Raw genomic sequence first — 2,107 nt, 5'->3', positions numbered from 1 at the left:
CAGGCTTCACCAGGCCGCTGCGACGACCCGGCGGGAAGGGTCTCTCACCCCTCCTCGATCAATCAGCGCTACATGGCGCACAGCTCCGCCGCGAAATACGCGCTCGCCGCCTTCAGGATCTCATTCGCCCGCCGCAGCTCGGCGACTTCCTTGCGCAGCCGACGGTTCTCCTCGGCCATCTCACTGGTGGGCCGGTCGTGACGCTCACCCGCGTCAGCCTCGGCCTGACGGATCCAGTTCCGCAACGCCTCGTGATGCACGCCCAACTGCTCGGCCAGGCGCCGGATCACCGGCTTCGGATCCGACTCCCGATACAAGCGCACAGCACGCTGGCGCAGCTCATCGGGGTACTTCTTCGGTGCTGCCACGGACGACTTCCTCCCCACGGCCATCAGACCATGATCAAGAAGCTCCATGAAAGCGGGGGTGGCTCAAGTCTTCCGCGCGTTCGGATCATGCCAGGCCGCCCACCGGCAAGCCATGCTGCGCCAGCGCCACGTAACGCTTCCGCGTCCGATCAGCTAACTTGATCTTTAAGCAGCGCTTCCAGGCGTGCCCTGGCGGCGGCGGGCCGAGGAAACCTCGACGTTTCCCATAACCGAGGAAGACTTCCACCAACCGTGGCAGGTGCGCGCCGCTGCTGAATCCGGTGCCCAGACCACGAACTGCGGCGATCGTGGCTGCTCGGTGGCTGCTCGGACGTCGGGGAACTGACGCGGACGAACCGCTACCCGCGCGGACCCTACCGGAGACGCGGGATCCACTTTTCCATCGACGAGCGCGAATTAAGTCGGTCAGCGCCACGTGGACCTGCAAGAACGCAACCGGATGGGGGCGGACTATCGGGCTTGCAGTCGGACGAGTTTTTGGTAGAGTGCTACTCGTAGAAGTGTGCGCCCGTAGCCTTGGACTACGGATCAGAAGGTTAGGGGTTCGAGTCCCTTCGGGCGCGCAGCAGGTCAAGGGCCGGTTTCCTGTAGAGGGAGACCGGCCCTTGATCGTGTTGACCCCCACGACTGACCCCTACGCCTACGCGTCGAAGAGGAACCCGAGGCGGTCCACCGCGTCCCGCTGCACCCGCCGGGTCGCCTCCACGTAGATCGACTTCGTGACCGTTGGGGAGCTGTGCCCCAGCACGTCACGAGGAGATCCGCCAAGCTCACCCGATGGTCCCGACCACCTGATCAACAAAACCAAGCCGCCGGTTCATAGCTATCGCGGACGCGTTGCGCGGGTGATGCATCGTCGTGAGCCGCCGATAGCCAGACGATCGAACGAAGCGGATCGCTAGCAGTTTCAAGGCCAGCGACAGGCCCTGCCCGCGATACGGCGCGAGGACGCCGGTCATCTCGCTGAATGCGAGCCCCCTGTCCGGGTGTAGCGACGTGGTCGACATTCCGATCCACTCGTTGCCGTGAAGGGCGAGGACGACGCCGGCGGGGTTGAAGGCAGGTACATCAATGCGTTGGGCGAGGTATTCCTCGTAGCTGTAGAACTCCCCACGATCAGGGATATCGGCCGAGCAGGTCTTGTTGAGGTCGTACAGCGTCCGCCTGTGATCGGGCGTGTCACCAAGTTCGGCCATCGTCGCGAAGTGGATGCCTGACATGCGTGCCCGACGTAGGTACGACTCGAACGCGTGATCGTCGAATCTGTCGATGTCCAACTGAAGACGGACCCAATCCGGCATGGGCGGACCTTACCCGTACAGCCGTCATGGGCCATCCATGGGCCAGTAGCCGTGGCGCACAGCGGGCACGAGCGGGCACGAGACGCAACCGGGCCAGCCGCCGCCGCAGGCGTTTCGGACACCGCGACCGCTTGATCGCGTTCTTCCAAACTGACGGTGCGATGGGGGCGGCACCGCTACTAGAGAGCGTGCAGGTCGTCGATTGTCAGCTTGATTGCGCCGGCCTCTTCCCAGACCGTTACCTGCAAGGTCATGTCGCTTCTGCCTTCCTCGCGAGACCAGAGGTCGACGTTGACCTTCCAGGCGTCGTGGTCAGCAAGGAAGTGAGGTGATCTCAGTAGCGCATAAGGGTTGATCGGCGCGACACGGACGAAGGCGGCGATTCGGTCGGCAGTGGAAACAGGCGTGGAGCCATCG

General features: G+C 63.9%; 3 protein-coding genes and 1 tRNA gene. 1 reads left to right on the top strand and 3 read right to left on the bottom strand.

Going from position 1 to position 2,107, the window contains the following annotated elements; all coding sequences use genetic code 11:
- Positions 1 to 68: 68 nt before the first annotated feature.
- Positions 69 to 368 (bottom strand): transposase, encoded by a 300-nt coding sequence (locus ACFYML_RS36530; protein ID WP_387425004.1) that lies wholly within the window; start codon positions 366 to 368, stop codon positions 69 to 71.
- A gap of 525 nt (positions 369 to 893) precedes the next feature.
- Here ACFYML_RS36530 and ACFYML_RS36525 point away from each other — a divergent pair.
- A tRNA-OTHER gene (locus ACFYML_RS36525) sits at positions 894 to 952 on the top strand.
- 207 nt (positions 953 to 1,159) lie between these two features.
- Here the strand turns inward: ACFYML_RS36525 and ACFYML_RS36520 are convergent.
- Together ACFYML_RS36520 and ACFYML_RS36515 are read right to left on the bottom strand one after the other, a co-directional pair.
- Positions 1,160 to 1,690, bottom strand: coding sequence for a GNAT family N-acetyltransferase (locus ACFYML_RS36520; RefSeq protein WP_387425003.1), 531 nt, complete (start codon positions 1,688 to 1,690; stop codon positions 1,160 to 1,162).
- A 179-nt stretch (positions 1,691 to 1,869) separates the two neighbouring features.
- A partial coding sequence (locus ACFYML_RS36515) for a hypothetical protein (protein ID WP_387425001.1) occupies positions 1,870 to 2,107 on the bottom strand: 238 nt, incomplete at its 5' end.

It is taken from the genome of Micromonospora sp. NPDC007230 (genome assembly GCF_042869115.1).
Taxonomy (GTDB): domain Bacteria; phylum Actinomycetota; class Actinomycetes; order Mycobacteriales; family Micromonosporaceae; genus Micromonospora.
This window is presented reverse-complemented; position numbering and strand designations above follow the sequence as displayed.

What these genes read in the sequence shown, in the direction of transcription:
- ACFYML_RS36520 (WP_387425003.1), bottom strand. Translation starts at nt 1,690, where the DNA reads ATGCCGGATTGGGTCCGTCTTCAGTTGGACATCGACAGATTCGACGAT.